Source organism: bacterium SCSIO 12844 (assembly GCA_024397935.1).
Taxonomy (GTDB): Bacteria; Pseudomonadota; Gammaproteobacteria; order Francisellales; family Francisellaceae; genus M0027.
Window position 1 is genome coordinate 2,322,463 of sequence record CP073743.1, and the last position, 25,793, is coordinate 2,348,255.

At 31.7% G+C, this 25,793-nt stretch carries 20 protein-coding genes and 1 pseudogene; 5 read left to right on the forward strand and 16 right to left on the reverse strand.

All coding sequences use genetic code 11. From position 1 onward, the window contains the following. Nucleotides 1-70: 70 nt before the first annotated feature. The gene (locus KFE69_10360; GenBank protein ID UTW41902.1) at nucleotides 71-3,097 is read right to left on the reverse strand and encodes an FAD-binding oxidoreductase; all 3,027 of its coding nucleotides are present in this window, start codon (nucleotides 3,095-3,097) and stop codon (nucleotides 71-73) included. A gap of 252 nt (nucleotides 3,098-3,349) precedes the next feature. Here KFE69_10360 and KFE69_10365 point away from each other — a divergent pair, with 252 nt between their 5' ends. Continuing rightward, nucleotides 3,350-4,453, forward strand: a complete 1,104-nt coding sequence (locus KFE69_10365) for a linear amide C-N hydrolase (GenBank protein UTW41903.1) — start codon at nucleotides 3,350-3,352, stop codon at nucleotides 4,451-4,453. An 81-nt stretch (nucleotides 4,454-4,534) separates the two neighbouring features. Further along, a complete protein-coding gene (locus KFE69_10370; GenBank protein UTW41904.1) occupies nucleotides 4,535-4,972 on the forward strand; it encodes an ROK family protein in 438 nt (145 codons plus the stop codon). Nucleotides 4,973-5,010: 38 nt separating this feature from the next. On the opposite strand, the gene KFE69_10375 is transcribed toward KFE69_10370, so the two are convergent. Both KFE69_10375 and KFE69_10380 read right to left on the reverse strand, forming a co-directional pair. Then, nucleotides 5,011-5,523, reverse strand: coding sequence for a cupin domain-containing protein (locus KFE69_10375; GenBank protein ID UTW41905.1), 513 nt, complete (start codon nucleotides 5,521-5,523; stop codon nucleotides 5,011-5,013). 123 nt (nucleotides 5,524-5,646) lie between these two features. Further along, the gene (locus tag KFE69_10380) at nucleotides 5,647-5,934 is read right to left on the reverse strand and encodes a hypothetical protein (protein UTW41906.1); all 288 of its coding nucleotides are present in this window, start codon (nucleotides 5,932-5,934) and stop codon (nucleotides 5,647-5,649) included. Nucleotides 5,935-6,148: 214 nt separating this feature from the next. Between KFE69_10380 and uvrA the strand changes: the two genes are divergently transcribed. After that, nucleotides 6,149-8,977: an excinuclease ABC subunit UvrA gene (gene uvrA, locus KFE69_10385; GenBank protein ID UTW41907.1), complete on the forward strand. Its 2,829-nt coding sequence runs from the start codon at nucleotides 6,149-6,151 to the stop codon at nucleotides 8,975-8,977. A 74-nt stretch (nucleotides 8,978-9,051) separates the two neighbouring features. After that, nucleotides 9,052-10,431: a hypothetical protein gene (locus tag KFE69_10390; protein ID UTW41908.1), complete on the forward strand. Its 1,380-nt coding sequence runs from the start codon at nucleotides 9,052-9,054 to the stop codon at nucleotides 10,429-10,431. Nucleotides 10,432-10,525: 94 nt separating this feature from the next. Here KFE69_10390 and KFE69_10395 read toward each other — a convergent pair whose 3' ends face one another. The 3 genes from KFE69_10395 to KFE69_10405 all read right to left on the reverse strand — a co-directional run bounded on the left by KFE69_10395 (nucleotide 10,526) and on the right by KFE69_10405 (nucleotide 15,085). Further along, complete coding sequence (locus KFE69_10395) at nucleotides 10,526-11,125, reverse strand: hypothetical protein (GenBank protein UTW41909.1); 600 nt, start codon at nucleotides 11,123-11,125, stop codon at nucleotides 10,526-10,528. A 238-nt stretch (nucleotides 11,126-11,363) separates the two neighbouring features. Further along, nucleotides 11,364-14,387, reverse strand: coding sequence for a DotA/TraY family protein (locus KFE69_10400; GenBank protein UTW41910.1), 3,024 nt, complete (start codon nucleotides 14,385-14,387; stop codon nucleotides 11,364-11,366). A gap of 152 nt (nucleotides 14,388-14,539) precedes the next feature. Then, nucleotides 14,540-15,085: a PadR family transcriptional regulator gene (locus KFE69_10405; GenBank protein ID UTW41911.1), complete on the reverse strand. Its 546-nt coding sequence runs from the start codon at nucleotides 15,083-15,085 to the stop codon at nucleotides 14,540-14,542. A 272-nt stretch (nucleotides 15,086-15,357) separates the two neighbouring features. Between KFE69_10405 and KFE69_10410 the strand changes: the two genes are divergently transcribed. Then, nucleotides 15,358-15,840 carry a hypothetical protein gene (locus tag KFE69_10410; protein ID UTW41912.1) on the forward strand — a complete coding sequence of 161 codons (483 nt, stop codon included), beginning with the start codon at nucleotides 15,358-15,360 and terminating at the stop codon, nucleotides 15,838-15,840. Between the two features lie 67 nt (nucleotides 15,841-15,907). On the opposite strand, the gene KFE69_10415 is transcribed toward KFE69_10410, so the two are convergent. The 10 genes and pseudogenes from KFE69_10415 to KFE69_10460 form a co-directional block, all read right to left on the reverse strand. After that, nucleotides 15,908-16,858, reverse strand: a complete 951-nt coding sequence (locus tag KFE69_10415) for an IS3 family transposase (protein ID UTW44053.1) — start codon at nucleotides 16,856-16,858, stop codon at nucleotides 15,908-15,910. After that, on the reverse strand, nucleotides 16,819-17,112 hold the full coding sequence (locus KFE69_10420) for a transposase (GenBank protein UTW41913.1): 294 nt from the start codon (nucleotides 17,110-17,112) through the stop codon (nucleotides 16,819-16,821). Before KFE69_10420 ends, KFE69_10415 begins: the two co-directional genes overlap by 40 nt. Before the next feature lie 74 nt (nucleotides 17,113-17,186). Next, a pseudogene (locus tag KFE69_10425) lies at nucleotides 17,187-17,486 on the reverse strand (transposase). Nucleotides 17,487-17,658: 172 nt separating this feature from the next. After that, nucleotides 17,659-18,627: a hypothetical protein gene (locus KFE69_10430; GenBank protein UTW41914.1), complete on the reverse strand. Its 969-nt coding sequence runs from the start codon at nucleotides 18,625-18,627 to the stop codon at nucleotides 17,659-17,661. Nucleotides 18,628-18,676: 49 nt separating this feature from the next. After that, nucleotides 18,677-21,751: a DotA/TraY family protein gene (locus tag KFE69_10435; GenBank protein ID UTW41915.1), complete on the reverse strand. Its 3,075-nt coding sequence runs from the start codon at nucleotides 21,749-21,751 to the stop codon at nucleotides 18,677-18,679. 247 nt (nucleotides 21,752-21,998) lie between these two features. Further along, entirely contained in the window at nucleotides 21,999-22,808 is an 810-nt protein-coding gene (locus tag KFE69_10440; GenBank protein ID UTW41916.1) for a phosphatidate cytidylyltransferase, read from the reverse strand. A 34-nt stretch (nucleotides 22,809-22,842) separates the two neighbouring features. After that, entirely contained in the window at nucleotides 22,843-23,610 is a 768-nt protein-coding gene (locus KFE69_10445; protein ID UTW41917.1) for an isoprenyl transferase, read from the reverse strand. Nucleotides 23,611-23,621: 11 nt separating this feature from the next. Then, nucleotides 23,622-24,179 (reverse strand): ribosome recycling factor, encoded by a 558-nt coding sequence (gene frr / locus KFE69_10450; GenBank protein ID UTW41918.1) that lies wholly within the window; start codon nucleotides 24,177-24,179, stop codon nucleotides 23,622-23,624. After that, entirely contained in the window at nucleotides 24,179-24,904 is a 726-nt protein-coding gene (locus tag KFE69_10455; protein UTW41919.1) for a UMP kinase, read from the reverse strand. The genes frr and KFE69_10455 overlap by 1 nt, the downstream gene beginning before the upstream one ends. A gap of 6 nt (nucleotides 24,905-24,910) precedes the next feature. Continuing rightward, nucleotides 24,911-25,792, reverse strand: a complete 882-nt coding sequence (locus tag KFE69_10460) for an elongation factor Ts (GenBank protein ID UTW41920.1) — start codon at nucleotides 25,790-25,792, stop codon at nucleotides 24,911-24,913. Nucleotide 25,793: the final 1 nt, after the last annotated feature.

Consider the following 25,793-nt stretch of genomic DNA (forward strand, 5'->3'; position numbering starts at 1 on the left):
ATATCATAACTCTGATAATAAAAAAATATTATATTTAATTTTTTAAATATTTACAATATTATAAATATTTTTATATTAAAACTGACATTGGATGCTGAACCGCTAACTGACTAAAGCGTTTAATCTGAGATCGACACGAATACCCACTAACTAAAATTTGTGATGGCTCTAGTTGTTCAATTTTTTCTTGCCAAGATAACTGATAAAGCTTTTTAGAATTGTCTCTATGCTCTTTTTCATGACCATAAGTACCAGCCATACCACAACAACCTACTTCAACTATCTCAAGTTTAAGATTTAATTTTTCAAATATCTTCTGCCATTGTATGCTTGATGTTAAAGCTAATGCTCGCTCTGTACAGTGAGAAAATAAATAATAACTTTGATGCTGAGTATTAATAGAAAGTTTAATTCTATCTATCTTTGATAATAACCATTCTTGTAATAAAGAAACCTTAAATTGAATTTGTTCTTTTGATAAAATTTTAACGTATTCATCTCGATAGCATAAAACCATTGTTGGCTCAATACCAACTAAATCAATACCTGTTTGTGCTACTTGATTTAAATAATGCGCATTTTTTAATGCTATGCGATTAAATTGCTTTAAAAACCCCTTAACATGAAGTCCTTTACCATTAGGATAATAAGGTAGAACATAAATGCTAAAGCCTAATTTAACTAAACCATCATAAACAGCTAATGCCACATCAACATCATAAAATGATGTAAATGCATCTTGGACTAAGCAAACAGATCGACGCTTTTCTTCATTTGATAAACATTTTAACTTTTCAAGTGACACTTCAGGTGCATTACGTTTTTTTAATTCTTTATCAAGCTTAAGTTGACTTAGTCTTGGTAAATCAACTAAGCCTATTTGCGTTTTTATCAATTTTGTTATCAATTTACTTTGTGTGACTAAATTGTAAATAATTGATAGTTTAGCGTTTATCGGTGTCATTTTCTCAAGATAACCAATAAAATAATCCTTAACTGGCCGTTTATAACGTTGATGATAATGATATAGAAATAATGACTTATTTTGCGGAATATCAACTTGAACTGGGCATGAACTGGCACATGCTTTACAGCCCAAGCATTTTTGCATAGATTCATAAACTTCATAAGAAAAGTCATTATTTTTGGAATTTCGCCATAGCTTTGGTAATGGATTACGCCATTCATTTGGCTTAAAATTAAACAAATTATAACCTTTTAATGATGCTAAACGTGCCCACTCTTTTAATAAAGTAGCACGCCCTTTAGGTGAATAAACCCAGTTATTAGATACTTTAGCTGATGGACACATAGAAAAATCATAATCTCGATTTAAACAACGTGCATTACCATTACAACTAAAAATATTCCCCCAATGTTGCCGAGATGCTTGCATAACCTGCGTATCAAAATAGCCTCGAAAAGGGCCATCGATTTTAACTAAACTTTCTTTAGAACCTTCTGGTAAGGTTATCTTACCTGGGTTTAATTGATTAAATGGATCAAATGCTTTTTTTATTTTTGCTAAATCTTTTGTTAAAACCTCATCAAAATAATCTTTTACTAATTCACTTCTAAAGCCTTTTCCATGCTCTGACCAGTAAATACCCCCGTATTTTAATACCAATTGATTTACTTTTTGAGTAATTTCAACTAGCCTTTTTTGATCCTCTTTATCTGTCATATCCAATGCTGGGCGCATATGCAAACAACCAACATCAACATGGCCAAACATACCATAACGTAATTGATAGCTATCTAAAATTTCTCGCAAATCTAATATAAAATCAGCTAAATACTCTGGCGAGACAACCGTATCTTCCATAAAAGGCACAGGTTTTTTTAAGCCTTCTAAATTTGCTAATAAGCCAACACTTTTTTTACGTAAATCCCATAATTGATTCATTTCGCTTGTATCACAAGTTACAAAAAATGAAATAATTTTATCATCTGATTGACTAACTAAAGCTAATTTCTCATTTACTTGATCTAATAATTTATTCAGTGAAATCTCATCTTCAGCGATAAACTCAACTAAATTAAGTCCTCTTGCAGTGATATCTGTTATTTTATTTCTTGATAATAGTGGCTCAATTTTATGATAAAACTCATCTTCCTTAGCTAAGGTTAAAATCATATCATCAACTGTTTCAATCGCTGATGGTTTAAACGGCAATAATTCCCTTGCAGCTCTTAATGCGCGATCAAATGATGTATATTGTATTACAAAAAGTGCTTTGTATTTTGGTAGTGGCGTTAGTCTTAAACGCAATTTACTAATATAAGCTAATGTACCTTCAGAGCCTGATAGTAAATAATTTAAATTAAACGATTCATCATCTTGATTATAAATCATTGCTAAATTATAACCTGTCATAAAGCGCTGTAACTTTGGAAAAACACGCTCGATTTCATCTTTGTGTGTAAATAGAATATCATCGACTGTTTTATAAATTGTACCCACATTTGAATCTAAAGATTTTAATTCATTTAAATGCTGCATATCAACTTCTTTAGTTACAATACAACTACCATTAACTAAAACACACTCTAATTCAATAATATTTTGTGAGGTTCGCCCATAACAACAAGAACCTTTACCGCAAGCATCTGTATTACACATGCCACCTAAAGTTGCTCGATCACTTGGAGAAATACTAATTGGAAAAAACAGCTGATACTGTTTTAAATACTGATTTAATTGATCTAATACAACACCAGGTTCAACTTCAATCCATTTTTCTTCTATATTAATTTGTCCAATTCGATTTAAATAACGTGAATGATCAATTAAAATACCTTTTGATAAGGATTGCCCATTTGTTCCAGTACCACCCCCACGGGGTGAAAAGCGAATTTCATGATAATGCGCTTGTGACGCTAAATGAAAAACTAACTCTATATCCTCTCTATTTTTAGGAAAAATAACAACTTGAGGTATCACTTGATAAACACTGTTATCAGTTGAAACAGTAAGCCTTGAGGCCATATCGGTATGAATATCACCTTTAAAACCATTTTTCCTTAATGCTTTTAAGTATTGCTTATATTTTATATCAAGCTGATGATATCGATTAAGTTTAGGTAATATTGCCATAAGATAAAATTTAAACCACTTATTAATATATCCATATCATTAACGATGGTACTATTGGCTATATAACAGTGCAAGTGCTAATTTTCTTATAAAAATCATTGAAAAAACCCAGACATATTATTTGAAGTATCTAAATTATAATAACTTTCATGAACTATTTTTCCCAATAAATAATGTAACCAATACAGACATTTTGCTAACAGCACATTAAAATAAGAAGCAAATTTTCAAACTAGAAAAGGAAACGCTTAAATGAAAAATCTGATTAAAGCGCTAATACTAACTATTTTATTCTATCCACTAGCATTTAGCTGCACAAATGTACCAATTAAAGCAAAGGATGGAACTGTTATTGTCGCAAGAACACTTGAGTTTGGTCCAAATCTAAAAAGTCGTATCATTAGCTCACCTAAAGGTAAGTTATTTAAAACATACCTGCCAAATGGTAACGCATCAATGAGTTGGCAAGCTAAGTATGGCTATGTTTTAATTGATTATTTTGGTACTGGCTACTCTGTTGATGGGTTAAATACAAAGGGGCTATCATTTGGTTATTTATACTTACCAGAATCTGAAGTTAAATATATGAATGTACCAAAATCTAAAGAGAAAAATGCATTACCATATACACAGTTTGGTGATTGGATTTTAAGTAATTTCTCAAGTACCGATGAAATCAAAAAAGCAATTCAAAATGTTTATATTTACACTGAAGCATTAAATTTAGGTAGTCATAAAAACGTTACTTTCCCACTTCATGCAGTGATCACAGATAGACAAGGTAAAAGTCTTATTATCGAATTTATTAATGGAAAATTACAACTTCATGATAGCCAAGCGGGTATTTTAACGAATGCCCCACGTTATGATTGGCAGATAACAAATTTAAGAAATTATGTAAATCTAACACCTTATTATATTAAACCTTTCAAATCTAAAGGCTTTGTATATGAATCAACTGGACAAGGTTCAGGTATGGTTGGTCTACCAGGTGATGCTTCACCTGTTTCTCGCTTTGTTAAAATATCTATGATGCAACAAACCGTATTGCCAGTTGACAATGCACAACAAGCATTAACCTTAGCACAACATATTATTAATAATGTTGATTTGCCTTATGGCTATGTAAGAGGTGCAAAAGATGAACCGTTAACATATGATAATATTGATAAAACTCAATGGGTAGTTTTTAAAGACCTAAAACATAATAAACTATATTTTAGATCCTATGATAACCCAACAATTCAATTAATTGACTTAAGTAAAATAAACCTCTCAAAAAATGCTAAACCTGTTAGTATGCCAATCAGTCAAGCAACTCAAGTAATACCAGATGTAACTAGCCAATTAAGTTAATAACTATGCATTTCTATGTTTAAAAATTTGATTACTTATCTCAACATATCGACTATATAATAAAAATAAAAGGAGTAAATAATGAAATTTGTTGCAATGGTAACAAGAACGCTAAAACCCGGTAAAATTTATGAAGATTATCGTAAAGCTTGGTTTCATACTACAGGCTTTGGCATATCTACAACCATGTATACTGTGATAAATGCATTTAATCAACGTGAAATTATTTCTATCGGTATTTTGGATGGTGAATTGATGGAACTATATTCTGCTTTACAAATCGATGTAAAAGACCGATTAGCCAATCCCCTAGATGAAGTTATCGAATCAACCATTGTCAGAAACTTTGGCGTAGTAGCTGCGATTGATGATTTTTCACCAAAAGGAGAGCTCACTTATAAACCAGCAACTGTTGATGAACTTCCAACAGATTATGACAATCTCGTTACTGCGTTAGAACAGATAGCTACAGAAATTAAAAAAGCAAGTAAGATGCGTGATCAGCTTAAAAAGACTTGATAAAACAGTACTATTTATATTTTTATTGTAAGATAACTTTATTTATACTCTACCCGTTTATGAAATACTTCAAACTCATCTTGATGAAAGCTTGCTAACATCAAATGTTTGTTTTCCGTTAAGAAAAAGCTATGTTCAGTATTTCCATCAATATAAAGCATATCACCTGCTGAAATATCTAATCGATATTTTTTGTTATTTAAATTAAATATGAAATAACCTTCCCCAGCTAAAAATATATGTAATTCATTACCATGATTAATATGTGGCTGTTCACTTTTTTGTAGTCGCTTTTGTAAATGTTCATTAATTGGTTTTTCAATTTTAGCAACAAGCGTTTCAATTAACTGATATCTTTTAGCTAATTCTATTACTTCAATAGGTAAGTTTTTATATATATCTTTTTGGTTAATTTCACTCATTGGCTTTAAAATTAAGTTATCTAAATATTGACTAAAAGAAAAAAAATCACAGATATTAGGAGCAATCAGAGCATTTATCTGATCCTTATCTATAAGTATTTGCTCAGACTCTACGGTTAATTTAGCCACGATTATTCCTTCGAATTCATTTAAAATTTTAATGCTCGTATGATAATAAAAAATTTGCTAAATATAAAAAGAAAGCACCTTTGAAATACATAGTTTCAAAGGTGCTTTAGTGGACAGTTTATCTTATAGTACGGTATCAGTTGCTGATACTTCCCATGCATTCCAGGTATTGGTGCGCTTAACCCAGCCTAACGTTCTTAGTTCTGTAACTAGCTTTTTAACATCAACATCAGTGATATCTGATTTTAGCTGAATGTCAAAATCCCAATCCCCAGTTCTTGAGATTACATTTTCAATAAATGGATATTTATTCCAAATTTCACCCCATGACCAGTTTTTCCATGCATTTGCATTTTCACCATCATTAATAGCAACAGATACATGCCATGTCTTATTACCAGTTGTTGTCATTTCAAATTTCCTCCTTAAAATTAATGAATTTTAACTATTCTATTTTAGAATAGTTAAAACGATCATAGTAGATTTTATATTAAAAGCAAATCCTGATAGTAACTAATTTTTATTTTCATAAAATTGAATTAAAAAACTCAATGTTTTATGAGCATTCTTTGTTATAATTAGCTTTTATTTTTATCTCAAATCAACTTAATTTTTAGTGAGCCGGATGGATACAATTACAATTAAAGGGGCTAGAACCCATAATCTTAAAAATATTGACCTTGAAATACCTAGAGACAAGCTTATTGTTATTACTGGCTTAAGCGGCTCTGGAAAATCGTCATTAGCATTTGATACACTTTATGCCGAAGGACAACGTCGCTATGTTGAATCACTTTCTGCCTATGCCAGACAATTTTTATCTTTAATGGAAAAACCAGATGTTGATCATATAGAAGGCTTATCACCGGCAATCTCAATTGAACAAAAAACCACATCACATAACCCACGTTCAACAGTTGGCACTGTGACTGAAATTTATGACTATCTTCGTGTCTTATATGCAAGATTAGGTGAACCAAAATGCCCTGAGCATCATATCACATTAAAAGCACAAACTATCTCTGAAATGGTTGATCAAACGCTTAGTTTTAAAGAAGATCGTAAATTTATGGTTTTAGCAACCGTTGTACATCATCGTAAAGGTGAGCATAAAGATCTATTTAAAAAACTTCAAGCTGAAGGCTTTTTAAGAGTCAGAGTAGATGGTGAGATCTATACACTAGATGATTTACCCACAATTGATAAAAATAAAAATCATACAGTTGATATTGTAGTTGATCGACTCAAAGTTAAGTCGTCTCAACGCCAACGTTTAACTGAATCATTTGAGACAGCATTGGATTTAGCAAAAGGTTTAGCTTCTGTTGTTTTTTTAGATGGTGATAATGAATCTCTTTTATTCTCATCAAAGCACGCATGCCCTAAGTGTAATTACAGTTTAAAAGAATTATCACCAAGGCTATTTTCATTTAATAATCCAATCGGTGCTTGTTCCCAATGTGATGGCATTGGTCATAAATCCTATTTTGATCCAGAAAAACTGATCTATAATGGACAAAAATCATTATCTGAAGGCGTAATTCGAGGCTGGGATAGACAACATAATTATTACTTTCAACAATTAGTTGCGCTATCTGAACATTATAAATTTAGCATGGATACACCTTTTAATGACTTAGATGAACAAGTTAAACAAATTATTCTTCATGGCGCTGGTGACACCTTAATTGAAATGACACTAGATAGCCATTTTAGTGGTAGAGAAACCCGATTAAGACGATTTGAAGGTGTTATCCCACACTTAGAACGCCGTTTCCGTGAAACAGACTCGGGCATGATTCGTGATGAATTAGATAAACTTAGAAGTAATCTACGTTGTCCAAGCTGTCATGGTGCTCGCCTAAATCAAGCAGCTCGTTGTGTTTATTTTAAAGACAAACCATTATTTGAATTAACTGAATTATCGATTGAAAGTGCATTTAACTGGCTTGACTCTCTTGAATTTCAAGGCCAACAACAAATCATTGCACATCGCTTATTAAAAGAAATTAAGCTACGCTTACAATTTTTAATTAATGTTGGGCTTAATTATCTTAATTTAAGTCGACGTGCTGATACTTTATCAGGTGGTGAGGCACAACGAATTCGTTTAGCAAGCCAAATTGGTGCAGGTTTAGTCGGTGTGATGTATGTTTTAGATGAACCATCTATTGGCTTGCATCAACGTGATAATCAACGCTTAATTGATACACTGATTCATCTAAGAGATCTTGGAAATACTGTCATTGTTGTTGAACATGATGAAGATGCGATACGTCATGGTGATTTTATTATTGATATTGGCCCAGGAGCTGGTGTTCATGGTGGTAATATTATTGCTTCTGGTTCACCAGATGAGATTATTAATAATGAGAAATCTTTAACTGCTGATTATTTATCTGGACGTAAGTTAATTGCGATACCTAAAAAACGTATGGCAATTGATAAGAAAAAAATGCTCAGTATTAAAGGGGCTAGTGGTAATAATTTAAAATCAGTTTCACTTAATTTACCACTTGGCTTACTTACCTGTGTAACGGGTGTATCTGGCTCTGGAAAATCGACATTAATCAATCAAACCTTATACCCTTTAGCCGCTAAACTCCTTAATAATGCAACGACTTTATCCCCCCAAGCTTACGATAAAATTACTGGTATTGAACATTTAGATAAAGTCATTGATATTGACCAAAGCCCTATTGGTAGAACACCACGCTCAAACCCTGCAACTTATACAGGGTTATTCTCTCCTATCCGTGAAATTTTTGCCAAAACCCAAGAAGCTAGAGCGAGGGGTTATAAACCTGGCCGCTTTAGTTTTAATGTTAAAGGCGGACGCTGTGAAGCCTGTCAAGGTGATGGTGTTATTAAAGTAGAAATGCACTTTTTAGCTGATATTTATGTCACTTGTGATATCTGTCAAGGCAAGCGTTATAATCGTGAAACTTTAGAAATTTTATATAAAGGTAAAAATATTAGTGATGTCTTAGAGATGACCGTTGAAGAAGCATTGGATTTTTTCAATGCAATCCCTCAAATTAAACGTAAACTTGAAACCTTAATGGAAGTAGGTCTCTCTTATATTCATCTAGGTCAAAATGCAACAACACTCTCTGGTGGTGAAGCACAACGTGTGAAACTTGCTAAAGAGTTATCCCGCCGCTCAACAGGTAAAACCCTTTATATCTTAGATGAACCAACCACAGGACTTCATTTTCATGATATTCAACAATTATTAAAAGTAATTCATACCTTACGTGACCAAGGCAATACAGTTGTAGTTATTGAACATAATTTAGATGTAGTAAAAACAGCCGACTGGATTATTGATCTAGGCCCTGAAGGTGGTTCAGGTGGCGGTCAAATTATTGCACAAGGTAAACCTGAAGCAATTGTTAAAATAAAAGAATCACATACTGGAACATTTTTGAAGCCTTTATTAGCTAAAAGTTAGTTATTAATTATTTTTAATATATTGAATATAGCATAATTTATATATATAATTAATATAAAAACGGGAGTTGCAACATGAATCTACAAGTGTACTTAGATCAATTGAAAAAAATTGAAGACATTGACAAAAAAGTCACATTTACATCAAATTCTATACTTGGAAACCCTAAAGTATTTAATGATTATTTTGACCAGCTATCAGTCAAAGGAAAGCGTGACTTTGTTCAAGGACTTTGCATTTTATCTAATGATAAACAAACAGGTCTAAGCTATATTATCACTAATAGCTTTATATCAACTGACAAGAAAAGTTTAAAGAGTTTATTAGATAAAGTTTTTAACTTTAATAACCAAGATACTTTTGACTCACAAAAATACTCATTTATCTTAAAGTCTCTATCAAGAACAAATAATCCTAAAGCATTATCCTCACTTATTTCATATGAACCTGAATACTTTAAAACACTTCTTTATTATGAAAATGATGATACTAAAAGCTTAATTCAGCAAGAGAGGCAATTTATTATGGACGCCCTTCTTATTAAAAATCAAAATCGAAACGCATTTAACATTATCGTTAACCAAACACCTGAAATACTTGAAAATTTATATGAACAGTTAGTTACAATACCAAATGATCAAAGAAATAATGATTTATTTAAAAAAGCAATTGCAACATCAGAAAATGCAATTGAATTACTAATTGAAAACAGACCTGAATTTCTATTAAGCCTACTTGAAGATGATAAAAAATTGTTAAATTATATTACGTTAAATAATACTAAGAGTTTTGACCAAGTTGTGAATTTTCTTATATCATATGAACCACCACAGTACGACCTCATTAATAAGAAATTTAATGAACTCTATCAAACAATTGATAATTTAAAAATCGTTATAAGTGAGTCTCCTGAAGTTTTACTCTCTCTTGTAAAGCTTGCAAATTACCTTGTTATTAATCAACCAGAAAATCAACAATATACGGAACATTTTCCTGAATATCCGTTAGTAGAGTTACTTACTGATTTATATAATGAAAATACAGATATTTTTGAGATAAAAGATTTAGATGCATTTATTGATACATTAATTCAGCCTATTAATGAAAGTAAATTAAATACCATTACATTAATAGCAGCCTTTAATCCTGCAGCTATTGCATATATTTATGAAGCACTTGTTGAGAGAATAACATCTGAAGAAGGTAATCTTTGCTTAAATCAATTAGCTGATGCATTAAGAGTACCTTTTGATAATACTATTTACTCTAATAATCAATCAAATCTAAAAACGGGGCTTACTTTACTTCGTGACATGCTTCCTAATCTATATGAAAATCTTAAAGACTATGGGCAATGTAGAGATGAAAACCCTTTCAATCAACCTAGACCCCTATTTTATAACGATAATTATTTATCTGAATTTGCTTGTAATCAAAGTTGGCAAAATGATTAACTAAAATTTTAATTATAAGTCCTGCTCCAACAAAACATAGATCTTTCAAAGAATAGCTATATAATTTTTTATTGTTATTTTTATGGTAATAAATCTAAGAAATATTTTCTAATTTAACCATACTACTTAACGTACTAGATTTGATATTTAAATACGGGCACATAGGACTTTCATTTGATGTCTGAGTACATATAAAAGTAACCTTACGATCTATATTTACAAAAGAAACCCCATTTGGACATTTAATAACACCATTTACTGCTGAGCATACAGCTAATGACTTTGAAAAATGAAAAAATAGTTTATCTAACTGAGTAACTGCTATAGCGTTTCTAAAAGGAGACAATTTAACTAGTTTTCCATAACCATTGGTTACAGAGACTTTACCTAAACCAAGTGTTTGTAATGAAATTGTGCCATCAGGCATCGGTGCCAGATTAATACCTATATCAAATACTCCTCCATAACCATCAGCTTCTTGCCCTCCTGTAGGATTTAAACCATATGTATCTGACTGAGTTACTTCAGTATGCAAATTCTGGTTAAAAAAACCACTAGTCCAGTGCTGCCAAGTCATTGTAGTCGTATACTTTTGATAATTAGACACAACAACCAGAAACGAAACTTTCTTAGTTTCATTAGAAATAGCACTATTACAGTCAAAGCCATGATTGTAAGCATAGAATTTAACCATAGAACTACTTTTTGGAGGAATATGAATAGGAAGTGATGTATAAATTTTTCCTATACAATTCTCTGATCCTGGTACTAAACTTACTGTAATAGATTGCTTTGTAAGATTATTTACAAAATTTACATGTCCATACCCACCTGCAAAAACATTACTTATAAAAATATTAAACAAAACTAATAACTGTAAAAATATTTTCATTATTCCAACCACCTAACTATATTATAATTAAAGTAAACTTTTAACCCATAATCGCCTCAGCTGCCATCTTAGCCGCACCTGATGCATCCTGCCCAATAGCACTATTACGAGCTGAAGTTTTTTGCGATACATCAGCTTTACCTTGCGTGTAGGTTTGAGTAACATTTTTTTCTGACTCAATACCTTGTTGCAATGTTTGCCCTCCTGCTTGAGAAGCTCCTTGCGCATTTTGAGTACCAGCATTTTTAAATTCTTGAATTTCAGATTCACCAGCATGCTCACTACGATTATTACCAATCCACTGTAATACTTTATCTGGAATGACATAAATCAATGAAAAGCACTTCATAAATGCCATCGAAAGAAATGTTGCATATAAAAAAATAATCATACAAGCAAAAATACCTCTTGCAAAACTAGCGGCATTGGTGCCATCTGATACCGGCATTAAATTTAATAGTGAATTAGTAATAATATGAAAGCCATTAGCAGAGTAATGTATAACGACATAAGTTAATCCAATACCAAAAATCATCCCTAAAATCATAAAAACAGGCCTTAATATTAGATTAAGGCAAATCTGAATACCTGGCTCAGCTTTTCCAAATATTTCATGACCTTCTGGGTAAACTAATGCAAGTGCAACAAATGGAGCAGCAACCATTGCTTCTATCACTAATAATAGCCAAGCCGTTTTACCAGCCCAAAAAAGTATATAAGGTGTTAAAGGGATAATTAGTGCAAAAGATATTCCTATACTAAAAATTGTTGTTAATACAAATAAAACCAATGGTAACCAAATTAAACTCAATGAAAATGTTGCTAACTGCATTGTTATATTAAACATTACTTTTGCATATTCTAAAGAAATTTGTGCAGAAGAAGTATTTCCAATTAATCCTAGAGATAGAGAGCTAGCTACTGTCCATCCTGTTGCATCACCCTCTGCTGATTTTAATTGACTATCAGCATCTGTTTTAATTTGATTTAATTTATCTTTTGCATGATTAAAAATACCCATCATACTATCAACTGTACCCTCAATGAGAGCCATACCAACTGACTGTACATTTTGAATCATGCTCATATTTTGTTGAGCAAAATTTATATTTTTATCATTTTTTTGTATATTTCCAATTCTATAGATTTTTGCTAGTAATCCTCCTGGTTCAGTAGAGTTAGCATTGGTGCCTAATTTTTGAAAAATATCATGTAGAATTTTTTGTGCTGGTGTCGTTACTTTTGAAGTATCTACATTATTACTTTGGCTGCCAAAGTTAATACCGTTTTCGTTAAAGAAATTAAATAAATTAAGTACTGGTATAATAATATGAGACACTAAATAGGAAGTTTGTTTTGAATTATTTTGTAGATATATTGAACTATCGTTTATATGCATTGAGTTAGCAGATTTCACTAATGAATAGATAATGTATAGATACTTCGCATACTGATACTCCATTCCATCAGATAATAATGAATTTACTTGATTCACACGTTGTATTTTATCAATCTGTGAGAGATTAGAATTAATAATCATTTTTTTAAACAATTTTCTAACATTTACTAAAGAAGTAGAAAATGTACGACTATTTTTTACCTTTTTGAGATATTGACTAGGTATAACTGTTAATGCTGAATGAGAAGCTGTCTCTATTGGTTTTAAAGTTGGTGTTACTTTTGAACTTAATAAGTTACTTATTGAATTTTTATACAGCAAATAAAATAAATAAATTTTATTATATTTTATCTTCATTTCTGATTTATTTTCAACATGATCCGCCTCAGTAGAAAAATTAATAAAATTTGCATATAAATTCTGTAAATTTTCACTTAAAACTTTGTCAAATCTCAGATATAGCTGATCTGCTTCCCACCAACCTTTAGTCCTTGCTATATGGCATATATTTGAATCAGAATCATCACAACCTGCTGTAAGCGCAGTTGAGTGCTTTTCTAAATAATCAATAATTTGATTAGATGTATGATTAATAGTAGTACCATTATAGGTACCTAAAGCCTGAGGGTTTTTAATTAAATTTACGAATAAATAATTAATATCATTACCTTGATAAACATCATACTTACTTAAAAGATTTGTAAGTTGATCTTTACTTTCCTGACCAATTAACTGATTAACTTTAAAAGTCCCAAACCAGACTAAATCAGTCATCTTAACTTGAATATAGTTATCATTTTTTACCACAGAGAAGTGAGTCAATCCCTTATCTAATAAGGCGGGTACAAAAGCAAAAGTTCCAGTATATTTAATTGGTTGGGCATAAGACTTTACAAATCCACTTGTAACAGGTGTAGTATATTCTATTTTACAAGTAAATTGCTTTACCATTTGAGTTTTATTCTTATAAATTACTCCTGCAATTGCTGAGTTAGCTGATGAATTATCATTAACCATTTTATACTCTACTTTTGGAGATTGATAAGTAACAGGAACATAATCATAAGTGCAAGGTGGAGCAGCATTCTTATTTACATTTTGACTATTATTAGGAATAAATGATGAATCACTGAATATAGGGTCATTAAGTACATCTTTCGTAAAATTACTCATCATAAATACAGATAAATCTGTATTTATTTTATTAGATACCTCTGAGCTAACAATTGCTGGAACATGATTTTTAACAGTTTCTCCAACCACATTACTCCAAACATAATCAGCAAATGCAATACCAAACATAACCATTAATAAAATTAAGTACTGCGCGAGACAATAGCCTGTTTTGACAGGAATAGCACAAATTGAGCCAAATATTACTCTAAGGGAAATCCAGTGTCCACTCCAATTTTTACCTAGAAATTGTCCATCTCTAGCTGTATTTATAGTTCCTATGATAATTATAAATGCATAGATAACAACAGCAATACTAAGAAGAGCCGTATTAAAATATCGAAAAGTTACACTAAACAAACTTGTATGTACGCTTGTTAATATTGTACTATAATTTCCTCCAAATACCTCACTTAATATAGATTTTGATCTATCATCAATTGGCACCAACCCCAAAAAATTATCTGGAAGAAGCATCGTTGGTGAGTTCATGAACAATCCCTAATTCTATTATTCTTTAGAAATTAAATTATATTTAATGTATATGCTATATTCAATATATATTTTATTCAGCTAATATTAAACAACTTTAAATTCTAAAAAAGAACAAATAGATGATTAATTACATATTTTTATTTTTTTAATTATCCATTAGCCATCAATAACTCTAAAGCATCATCACACCAGGCAAGTTCTGCTTCTGCAAAGCGTATACCTTTAAATGTTGGTAATAATCTATAAATTCCACGATCTAAATTTTCTTGTTTATCCAAATCTACTTTTATTTTCCTGAATTTTTTAAGCCTTTGAGAAACTAATTCCTTTCTATTTTGAATCTGTTTAATTATTTCCTCTTTAGGCACATTAAAACCATAATAAATTTTTAACAAAAACTCATCTCGAATAACTTCTTGATCAGGATTCTGCACTAGCCATTTAGCCAATAATTCTCGACCTTTTTCAGTAATATGAAATACTCGACGCATACCAACTTTATCAGCGGCTTCTTCCACAAATGTTACATACTCTTCTTGGCTTAATTTTTTTAAATTTGGATAAAGCTGTGCTTCATATTCAACCCAAAAGTTTCCAGTTGTACGCTGCATAAACATTTTAATGCCATAAGCTGACATTGGCTCAACTGTTAAAGCCCCTAAAATTGCATAGCGTGTTTTATTTGTTCTTGCCATAATTATAAACCATCAATTAATACTTATTTAAATTAAATATTTTATATCTATATATTATATTGTATAGAATGAAATTTAACCCAAGTCCATGATTATACATATAAAATTTAAAATGAAAATTATTCCTTCAGTATATAATTTATAAAGACAGAAAATGAATCATCATAGATTTCTATAATACTATATTGAATATAGTATATTATATTGCTATAATGTTTCTTTTGACTAATATTATGTCAAAAGAACTTTATAGATGATCAAGGGGTTACAACATGAAAAAAAATATAATTATATCGATTATTCTATCTGGATTTTCTATCAATATTTATGCAAATGAAAGTCACTTACAAACTAAAACTATTGACTCAAGCTATAGTATTAAATTCAAATATATAAATAATAATTATTTAAATAAGAAAAAATTAATAAACCTAAATTCATATCTTCAAAAAAGTAAAGGTGAAGTCTATATCTTTAAATCTATTAACTTAGGTAAAATTAAATTAACACATAAAAATACAAGCACTCAAATAAAGCATTTCAAAAATATATACTATTTAAATAAAAAATCAGATTATCAAATTAGCTTTAATCGCATATATAAAGACTGTTTACTTAAAAATGGTACTATTAGCTGTCCATCATCTATTTATCATAAAGATATTAAAATCAAAAGTATGAAATATGAAACAATTTTTTTATGTCATCATACAACATTAAGTACTCCAAGATGCCCTAGAATTACTCTAACTTAAAGAGTAAAATAAACTAGTGCCTGTTGACAATTCACATAGGTAACCACATCCAGCTACAGGTGATCTGTCAACCTTTTACTAGACACTTGGCTATGGGATATTGTGGTTGATTAAAATAATTTCTTTCAAACTCCTCTGGTGATAAATAGTTTAACGTTGAGTGCATCCTTTGGCGGTTATAAAAAACTTCAACATATTCAAAGATACAGCGCATTGCTTGATTCCTAGTTTGGTATTTCTGATCATGTACAACTGCTAATTTCAAAGTATGGAAAAAACTTTCAGCTACAGCATTGTCATAGCAGTTACCCGTACTACTCATGCTTAATCTAATTCGATGCTTTTTAGTTAATTGATGATAAACTCGGCTTGTATATTGAGATCCCCTATCAGAGTGTAATATCAACCCTGAATCAGGCTGTCGCCTTTTAACTGCTTGATTAACTGCCCTTAAAACTAAATCAGCTGTAATACGCTGACTCATAGCCAAGCCAACAACTTTCCTTGAAAATAAGTCAACAACAGTTGCTAAATATAACCATCCTTCATTAGTTGGCACATAAGTGATATCACTCACCCATACCTCATTAGGAGCTTCTACCATGAATTTTTGTTTTAACAAATTAGGTGCAACATAATAAGGTCTTTTACTTTGATTGGTGGTTACCTTAAACTTTCTTCTTGCTTTAGCATAAAGCCCCAATTCTTTCATTAGCTTAGCAATACGTTTACGACCGACATAGATATCTAGTCGTCTAAGTAAAAGCTGTAACCGCCTTGTGCCATATTCTCCCTTTGAGTTTATGAATGCTTTGATTAACAGAGGGCGTAACTGGCTATTTATTATCTCTTTCTTAGACAAGTTACCACGACTGTACTGATAGTAAGCGCTACGACTAACACCAAAAATCTTTGCCATTCTCTCAATTGAGAAATCTCGCCGATACAAATTAATAAATTCATAAAGCTCGGCTCTTTTTACTTTTTCTTTGAGAAAATGGTTAACGCCTTTTTTAATATATCACGCTCCATGCTAACATCAGCTAATTGCTTTTTAAGCGCAAGTAATTCTTTTTCTTGTGCCGAGAGTTCTTTGGGTTTAAAGCTTTCATCTCCTCGTTGACAATACTCACTAACCCAGTTGTATAAAGTAGATTCTGCTACTCCTAATTGCTTTGTTAATTCTGATAAGCTTTTTTTACCATTAACATATAACGATGCTGCATTACGTTTAAATTCAGCATCATAAGAATGACGTTTTCTAGTTGTCATAAAGTTCTCCTGGTTTGTTGATAAGATGATAATTCATCCCATAACAAAGTGTCTACCTAATGGTAACCAGATCAATGTTGATGGGCTTTCACAATGCTACCATCAATAAACTCCCACTCTAAATCAGGGTGTTTAACCAATGTTTTAAATATTTTCATTAGCTTGCCTTTTGATGACCAATGGTTAAATTGCCGATAAACTGAATTCCATAAACCAAATTTTTCAGGTAAGTCACGCCAAGGTAATCCTGTTCTCATACGGTATAAAATACCTTCTACAGTATTTCGTAAATTAGGCTTGTCATAAATTCCGTATTCGTGCATGATAATCCTTAGTTTTAACCAGTACTCGTTTGTGAGCATTAGTCGAATCATTAGCAAGCTCGTTTGTTGTGTTGTGTTGTGTTGTGTTGTGTTGTGTTGTGTTGTGTTGTGTTGTGTTGTGTTGTGTTGTGTTGTGAGAATCATAATTTTACGAGTTTGCTTTTTAAAATCAATATCTTAAAATAAAATTTCAACAAGCCCTAGGATAATTATCTCAAAATAATCAATCAGATGATAACCATGGACATTGACTATTACCAGATTTAACACTTTGGCAAGCAAAAACAATTTGCTTATCATCAATTATTGTATAACCAATTTCACTATTATCACACACTATATCTTTCACTTTTGATTTAAGATTACCATCGGTATACAGTACGATATGACAACTGGATTGAGAGCGTTCCGGAAAAACTCTAATAACATTATTTTCCTTAGCAGAATCACATGATAAATACAATTGCCCGTCATTAACAAAATCAAGATCGAGACCTGCATCTTCCAATAATTTTGCATTCATCACACGTTTTCCACAAGCATACAAATTTAGATGACCTAACCCTAAAGACTTTATATCATAGTCAAATGGTGGAGGCTGATAAGAATTAATATAAATTGTAGCAACTGCATAATCAGCTTCTTTATTAGTCTCACAATTTGGAATACAAGCCTGACCACGAAAACATGTTGGCTTTCCACATACTTTGTCTTCTTTTGGATCACCCCATATGTATTCACCCCCAGGCCCTTTTGGAGCAGAATACTCTAAAGAAAAATATTCAGGGTATGGTCCATTTTGAGTAATATTGGCAAACAATTCATCTCCATTATCTCTCGAAGAGATATCAACATTGAAATTTACCGTAAAAGAAAAACCACTAGCATTTGAAAAATCTATTCTTCCTGATGCTCTTGTATTCTGACTACCAAAAATGTTACCACGGCTACCTTTAGTTTCAAAAGCAAAAGTCATTGTTTTTCCACTATTTAAAGTTTTTTTTAAACCAACTCCCTCAACATATGGAGTCGGACGCTGAAGCCAATTACTTTCATCAAATGTAACAGCATTATCAAAAGTAAAATCCATATTAGTATTATTTACAACCCTTAGTAAATAATCTGGTTCTCCATATAGAGCTGTTATAGATAAAAAACTTATAAAAACAAAATTTATGATTCTTATTTTCATTTAATTACATCCCCTAAAAACATAAAATAATAACTTATAATTCAGATAACTAAATCTGTAACCCTTGCCTTTGTCCAGCTGCTTTAATTGCAGTTTCTGTTGTCTTAGCAGCATCTTGAGCAATAGCACTATTACGCTGTGATGTTGCCTTTGATACATCAGCCGTACCTTGGTTATGCGATTGCGTATAGGATTTCTCAGCTTCAATTCCTTGTGTCAGTGATTGACCACCTGACTGACCTGCGCCTTGAGCATATTGTGTGCCAGCACCTTTAAACTCTTGAATTTCGGCTTCACCAGCACGCTCACCACGTGTATTACCTATCCATTGCAAGACTTTATCTGGAAGTACATATATTAAAGAGAAGCATTTCATAAATGCCATGGTAATAAACGTGGCATAAAGAAAAATAATCATACATGCAAATGTACCTCTAGCATAGGTTCCAGCATCTGTCCCATTTGAAGCTGGCATTAAATTTAATAATGAATCAACTACAGCATGAAAACCCCTAGCAGAATAACCAATTATGATATAAGTTAAACCAATAGCACATATCATGCCAACAATCATAAATGCTGGCCTTAATACTAAGTTCATAGCAATTTGAATCGCTGGTTCTGACTTACCAAAAACTTCATGACCTTCAGGATAAATTAAACCAAGCGCAACAAATGGAGCAGCCACCATGGCTTCAATAACTAACAATAACCAGGCTGTTTTACCTGCCCAGAATAAAATATAAGGTGTTAATGGTATGATTAAAGAGAAGGTTATAGCAATACTAAATATTGAAGATAATACAAATAAAACTAATGGTAGCCACATTAAACTTAACGAAAATGTAGCTAATTTCATGGTTACATCAAACATTACTTCTGCATACTCAAGATTAGTTTGAGCTTGAAAAGTACCTTGCCATAAAGGAAGTATTGCACCACCAATACCATATCCAAGTGCATTATCTTCAGCATTACTTGTCTTTACTTCTGCATAATCTTGAATCTTTTCTAGTTCAGATTGAGCATGAGAAAAAACACCAAGCATGCTATTAATACTTCCTTCAAGTAATGACATGCCAACGGCCTGTACATTTTGTATCATACTAAAATTTTTAGCTGCAAAATCATCTGTACCAACTTTAGTTGTATGATCAGGTACTTCTCCAATATGATAAATAGAATAAAGCATTGTACCAGGTTCAGCTGAACTTGTATTAGTACCCAATTTATCAAATATAGTTGTTAATAGTTGTTTCGCTGGATCTGTTACCCTCTTTGTATCAACACTAGATTTATCTAAACCAAAATGAACGTTATTACTATTAAAAAACTCAAGTAAATTAATCACTGGCATAATTATTTTTTTTATTAAAATATCATTACTAATACCGGCATCTCTAGCAGCATTAGCTATAGAGTAAATAATATATAGATATTTTGTATATTGAAACTTCATACCATCAACTAATAAAAAATCAACTTTTTTTCTCAAATCTTTGTTATTATTACCTGATTCACTAAGAATTAAATTAAATAGATCTCGCATTGATTCCATTGATGTTGTAAACGAACCTATATTATTTAATTCATCTTCATTAGTTAAATCTATTTTAGCAGTTGCCTTATGGTCTTTTGGTTTATCAAATGAGATTTTTATATTATCTTCATTAAGCTCATATTTTTTAAGCAAATCTTTAATGTTATGATCTTTCCTAGTATAATTTATATTAATTTCTGAGTAATTTATAGGAAGTGATCTTTTACCAGAAACATTATTAGCTGCTTCGGAAAACTTAGCAAAATTAACGTATAAATTTTGTAAATTTTTAGACAACGTATTATCAAAGTCTAAATATAATTCATCTGCATACCACCAGCCATAATTTTTAGCTTTAAAACAAATATCTTTTTCTTCTAAATAATCATCATCATTCTTTGTTTGATTATCACTACACCGACCAGAAATGGTAGCTGATTTTGATTCTAACCAATGAATAATATCAGTAGCTGTGCCTTCCATTGCCATATCTGAATATGACTTTAGTGCATTATAATTTTCAACTAAATTTACAGTTAAATATGATGGCTTATGATTTCCATAATCAATTGGTTTGATCTGTGAGTCTGCTGATGGTGGGCTTGGGTCTGATACTGGGGTATCTAAACTATATTTACTTATAATTTCATTAATATGATTTTTATTTGGTTGATCTATCATCTGATTAAGAGTTAAATTACCTATCCAATCAGCTGTATTTAATTGATACTGAACATAAGTATCACCATTGATCTTTGATAAATAAGGTAAACCTTGCCCTAATGCACCCGCATAATTCTCAAATGGGAATTTACCATTACTCTCTGCTTGTGCCAGTTTTTTATAATAAGCTTTAACAAAGCTACTACTAATTCTGGTATTGAACTTCATTTGACACATAACTTTATTTTCAGATGTTAACATACATGGCATATCAACATCTGAAGGTGAAGGCGGTCCAGCAGGCCTAATAAACTCCCCATCAGCTATTAAATCGGTTGTAAGGTTACTCAGCATATAGGTAGCAAGAAAATTCTTAATATTGCTTGAAACTTCAGTACTCACAACTGGTGGTATCTTATTCTCAACAACATCACTAACTATATTGCTCCATAGATAATCTGCAAATGAGACTCCTGCTAAAACAAGATAAAGAATTAAATATTGGGCAATACAGTAACCTGTTTTAAATGGAATAGCAGCAAGTGTTCCAAATATAGCTCTAAGTGAAATCCAATGGCCACTCCATTGTTTACCTAAAAACTGGCCATCCCTTGCTGTGTTAATTGTACCAACAATTATAATAAAAGCATAAAGAATAAAGGCAATAGCCAATAATCCACTATTAAAACTCTTAAATAATGAACTAAATAATGGCAATGGTCCTGAATAACTTAACATATTATGAATATCAACACCAAAGATAGATTGTAGAATATCTTGTGACCTATCTATAGATGGTCCTGAAGCCAAGGGTGATCCTAAAACCGAGTCATGAACCGACTGAGAATGAGTCTCTGATAGCCATGCATTATCAGCTATTTTTTCCCATAATGAACTGAAAAAATTATTTTCTGAACTCATATTCTACATCTCTCTAGTCAACTTAATATAATTATATTATATACTACATTAAATATACTATATAATATATTATGATGAGTTTCAAATATAATTTATACATATAATAAATAAAAAATGATTAACATCTTATAAAATATTATATTTAATAGAGAATTTACTTCAGAATCAAACTACTTCGCCACTCATAGTGGCAAACATTATCTATTTAGCTTTATAGCACATGCTAGGATTATTTTGACAATATATTTTAAATACTAAACCCAAACAAATTAGCAAAAAAAACAAATAAAGGTAATGCAACAAATAAACTATCTAGGCGATCTAGTAATCCACCATGGCCTGGTAGAATATTACCACTGTCTTTAATGCCTACTTCACGCTTAATCATGCTTTCAAATAAATCGCCAAATAAGGCAAAAAATACAACTAAAACACCAAGTACAATTAATAAGAAGTATTCCATTGCACTATCAAAGCGTAATGCTAATGCAAAAATCACACTGCCAATAACACTAAAAAAGATTCCACCAGCAAGCCCTTCCCAAGTCTTTTTAGGACTAATCACAGGCGCTAATTTATGCTTACCACAGAAACGACCAACAAAATAAGCACCACTATCTGCTAAAGCAACTGCTAGGATAACAAAAATCAAAAATAGTGAATTATCTCTTTTTAAAATAATAATTGCCACCCACGCTGGTAAAATAACTAAAAATCCCATAAAAAATTTAGCAACAACATGAATTTTTTTAATAATGCCCGCAGAATAAAGCCGAATAATGATCAATGCAACTAGCCACCATAAAACAGATACTGCTAATATTATTTGATGAGACTGTGGATATATCCAAATTAAATAAGCAAAAATTAAAGTCAGTGCAACATAGGCTACTCGTTTATACCAAGCTTTAGCACTTAAAAACGCTGTCACCCATTCCAATGAAACTAATAATAAAACAATACAAATTACAATCCCAAATACATGTAAAGAAAAACTTAAAATTGCCCACAGCGCTAATATTGCTAATACAACACCGGTAATAATCCGTTCTTTCACATCAACCTCATATATTCTTTAATTAGCAAATCGATTATATTATTTGCTCTGATGTTTTACCAAAACGTCTTTGTCTGGATACAAATGATCTAATTGCATCATCTAAATCATCTCGTGAAAAATCAGGCCAAAGTACATCACTAAAATATAACTCACTATAAGATAACTGCCACAGCATAAAATTACTAATGCGCTTTTCACCACTGGTTCTAATAAATAAATCAGGATCAATGACAAAATTGGTTTGTAATCTCTCTGAAATCATAACCTCTGAAATATCATTGATATCATCAATTTTTAACTTCCCTGATTGAATATCCTTTACTATTAGTTTAACTGCATCTGTTAAATCCCAACGACCGCTATAATCAATTGCAACTTGAAGCTTTAAGCCTTTATTATTAGCTGTTAATGCTTCTGCATCAGCAATTAAAAGTTGTATTTTAGGATCTAATCTTAAGCGATCACCAATGATTCGAACATTAACATTATTTTCATTAAGCTTTTTAATTTCTTGCAGTAACATCTTCGTAAATAAGCTCATCAAAGCTGAGACTTCTTCTTTTGGACGAGCCCAATTTTCACGACCAAATGCAAATAATGTTAATGCCTCAATTTTAAGTTCACCACAATAGGCTATAATATCGCGCACACGTTTAATCGCTAGTTTATGACCTACTGTACGAGGCAAGAAACGCTTCTTTGCCCAGCGACCATTACCATCCATAATAATTGCAATATGCCGAGGCAATTTTTCATGACTAATTTCAACTTGATTAGCTGAGTTTTTAAATAAATTCATGAAAAATTAGACTATATAGACATTAAGTCTTTTTCTTTCTGTTCTGATAAGTTATCAACTTCCGCAACCAACTTATCCGTAATTTTTTGTACTGACTCTTCTGCTTTGTGTGCCTGATCTTCAGTAACTTCTTTTTCCTTTAATAAATCTTTGATCATAGAGTTAGCATCACGTCTAACATTTCTAATCGCAATACGACCTTTTTCCGCTTCATTACGAACAAGCTTTGTCATCTCACGGCGACGCTCTTCTGTTAGAGGCGGTAAAGGTATACGCAATGTATCACCTAAATTGACCGGATTTAGTCCTAAATCAGAACTAATAATTGCCTTCTCTACTTGGCCAATAATTCCTTTTTCCCAAGGCGTAACACTTAAGGTACGCGCATCTAAAATATTGACATTGGCTAATTGATTTAGCGGTGTAGCAGCGCCATAATACTCAACTGACACATGCGCTAATAAGTCAGGATGCGCTCTTCCTGTTTTAATTTTTGCTAAATCTTGCTTAAGTACTTCTATACTCTTAGCCATACGTGACTCTGCGTCATTTAATATATCTTCAACCATTATGAACTACTCCTAATGACCCACGTACCTTCAGACTCACCTAAAAGTACCTGATTTAATCCACCATTTTTAAATAAATCAAATACACAAATTGCAATGTTATAATCTCTACATTGAGCAAATGCGCCAAGATCCATTACTTTCAATTCTTTTTTTAATACTTCATCAAAAGTTATTGTTTGATAACGCCTTGCATCTGGATAAATATTTGGATCCTTATCATATACGCCATCGACTGTCGTTGCTTTCAATAATGCATCCGCTTGAATTTCTATAGCACGTAAACTTGCTGTAGAATCAGTTGTTACAAAAGGATTACCCGTACCACCTGCATAGATAACGACATAACCTTCATTGAGTAATGTTCTAGCTTTTTGAATATTTGATGTTTCAAGCACACCGTCAACTGAACGCGCTGATAATACATAAGCTTTTTGACCTAACGATAATAAACCATCTCTAAGCGCTAAAGCATTAATCATCGTTGCAAGCATTCCCATTTGATCGGCTGTAGCTCGATCAATGACATTATCACAGTCTAACTGCGAGCCACGGATATAATTACCACCACCGATAACAACGGCCACTTGTACTTGAGACTTAACTGCTTGAATAATTGAATTTGAGATAGAAACGACTGCTTTAGGTGAAATACCTAAAGCATCCTTTTCTGAAAGCGACTCTCCACTTAATTTAAGTAAAACTCGCTTATATGATATGGTCATAATAGATTATGCTCCACGTACTTGACTCATAACCTCTTCTGCAAAGTTTGTTTCTTCTTTTTCGATACCTTCACCGACTGCATATCGAATAAAGCCAGTAACTGTTGCACCTTTTGCTTTCAATAATGCAGAGACTTTTTGATTTGGATCTTTAACAAAAGGTTGGCCAGTTAAGCTAACTTCATCAAGAAACTTACGTACACGCCCTTCAACCATTTTTTCAATAATTGCTTCAGGTTTTCCAGATTCTTTTGCTTGTGCTGAAAAAATTTCTTTTTCTTTTTCAACCAATTCAGCTGGCACTTCAGATGGGTCAACTACCGTTGGATTTGACGCAGCAACATGCATTGCTAGATCTTTTGCTAATTCTTGATCACCATTTTCAACTGTAACAACAACACCAATACGTCCACTATGACTGTATGTACCTAAAACACCTGTTGCAGTTTCAACGAATTTAACACGACGAACACTAATATTTTCACCAATTTTAGAAATTAAATTCTTACGTGCTGTTTCAATATCTTCACCAGTAACTAATTTAAGGTCTGCTAATTTAGCTACTTCAGTTTCTTTAGAAACAAGCACTGCTTGAGCAACATTATTCGCAAATTGTGTAAAGTTCTCATCACGTGCAACGAAGTCAGTTTCACAGTTAATTTCAACTAAAGCTGCTTCTTTACCATTAGCAGATGTCGCAATAACAATCACACCTTCAGCAGTTGTGCGTGATGCTTTTTTATCAGCCTTAGCCTGGCCAGCTTTACGCATCATTTCAACTGCTTTTTCCATATCACCATTAGTTTCAGTTAATGCTTTTTTACACTCCATCATACCAGCGCCTGTACGCTCGCGAAGTTCTTTTACCATTTGAGCTGTAATTGCCATT

Coding starts and splice junctions, on each gene's coding strand:
- KFE69_10360 (UTW41902.1), bottom strand. CDS start 3,097: ATGGCAATATTACCTAAACTTAATCGATATCATCAGCTTGATATAAAA.
- KFE69_10365 (UTW41903.1), top strand. CDS start 3,350: ATGAAAAATCTGATTAAAGCGCTAATACTAACTATTTTATTCTATCCA.
- KFE69_10370 (UTW41904.1), top strand. CDS start 4,535: ATGAAATTTGTTGCAATGGTAACAAGAACGCTAAAACCCGGTAAAATT.
- KFE69_10380 (UTW41906.1), bottom strand. CDS start 5,934: ATGACAACAACTGGTAATAAGACATGGCATGTATCTGTTGCTATTAAT.
- uvrA (UTW41907.1), top strand. CDS start 6,149: ATGGATACAATTACAATTAAAGGGGCTAGAACCCATAATCTTAAAAAT.
- KFE69_10390 (UTW41908.1), top strand. CDS start 9,052: ATGAATCTACAAGTGTACTTAGATCAATTGAAAAAAATTGAAGACATT.
- KFE69_10395 (UTW41909.1), bottom strand. CDS start 11,125: ATGGTTAAATTCTATGCTTACAATCATGGCTTTGACTGTAATAGTGCT.
- KFE69_10400 (UTW41910.1), bottom strand. CDS start 14,387: ATGAACTCACCAACGATGCTTCTTCCAGATAATTTTTTGGGGTTGGTG.
- KFE69_10405 (UTW41911.1), bottom strand. CDS start 15,085: ATGGCAAGAACAAATAAAACACGCTATGCAATTTTAGGGGCTTTAACA.
- KFE69_10410 (UTW41912.1), top strand. CDS start 15,358: ATGAAAAAAAATATAATTATATCGATTATTCTATCTGGATTTTCTATC.
- KFE69_10420 (UTW41913.1), bottom strand. CDS start 17,112: ATGACAACTAGAAAACGTCATTCTTATGATGCTGAATTTAAACGTAAT.
- KFE69_10430 (UTW41914.1), bottom strand. CDS start 18,627: ATGAAAATAAGAATCATAAATTTTGTTTTTATAAGTTTTTTATCTATA.
- KFE69_10435 (UTW41915.1), bottom strand. CDS start 21,751: ATGAGTTCAGAAAATAATTTTTTCAGTTCATTATGGGAAAAAATAGCT.
- KFE69_10445 (UTW41917.1), bottom strand. CDS start 23,610: ATGAATTTATTTAAAAACTCAGCTAATCAAGTTGAAATTAGTCATGAA.
- frr (UTW41918.1), bottom strand. CDS start 24,179: ATGGTTGAAGATATATTAAATGACGCAGAGTCACGTATGGCTAAGAGT.
- KFE69_10455 (UTW41919.1), bottom strand. CDS start 24,904: ATGACCATATCATATAAGCGAGTTTTACTTAAATTAAGTGGAGAGTCG.
- KFE69_10460 (UTW41920.1), bottom strand. CDS start 25,792: ATGGCAATTACAGCTCAAATGGTAAAAGAACTTCGCGAGCGTACAGGC.